The sequence below is a fragment of the Vibrio sp. 10N.222.52.B7 genome (genome assembly GCF_041474275.1).
In the GTDB taxonomy this organism is placed as follows: domain Bacteria; phylum Pseudomonadota; class Gammaproteobacteria; order Enterobacterales; family Vibrionaceae; genus Vibrio; species Vibrio crassostreae_C.
On record NZ_JBFRTU010000078.1, the window covers coordinates 8037 to 8741 of the forward strand.

Below are 705 nucleotides of genomic sequence, written 5' to 3' on the forward strand. Positions count from 1 at the left end.
TTTTGGTTGGTGTTAGGTGGTTGTGGTAGTGCCGTCTTAGCCGCTGCTTTTCCCGATGTAGGTATCGGCTTACTCGGGGTTTCCCTCGCGTTTGGTTTAACCGTACTCACCATGGCTTTTGCTATTGGCCATATATCCGGCTGTCATCTCAACCCTGCTGTTACAATTGGTCTTTGGAGTGGTGGTCGCTTTGATGGCAAGGATGTTGCGCCTTATATTATTGCCCAAGTGATTGGCGGTATTATCGCGGGCGGCGTGCTATTTGTGATTGCTTCAGGACAAGCTGGCTTTGATGCAGCTGCCTCTGGCTTTGCTTCCAATGGTTATGGTGAACACTCACCGGGCGGTTACTCGCTCACTGCGGCTCTCGTTTGTGAAGTAGTCATGACCATGGTTTTCCTATTCGTGATTATGGGCGCGACTGATTCGAAAGCACCGGCTGGATTTGCACCTATCGCGATTGGTCTCTGTTTGACCTTGATTCACCTTATCAGTATTCCTGTAACCAACACCTCTGTGAACCCTGCTCGAAGTACCGGCGTGGCTGTATTTGTCGGTGATTGGGCCGTTTCGCAATTGTGGCTATTCTGGGTTGCACCGATTATTGGTGCCGTGATTGGCGCGATGATATACAAAGCGGTAAGAGGTTCAGATTAAGCGCTGAAAAACGTCTAAAGCAATAAAAGAAAAAGGTTCATCGCGGCT

The 705-nt window shown here is 49.4% G+C and carries 1 protein-coding gene; it reads left to right on the forward strand.

The annotated features are described in order from the left end of the window. Positions 1–657, forward strand: a 657-nt coding sequence (gene aqpZ / locus AB4512_RS18555; protein WP_372175322.1) for an aquaporin Z, incomplete at its 5' end; no start/stop codon positions are given. Positions 658–705: the final 48 nt, after the last annotated feature.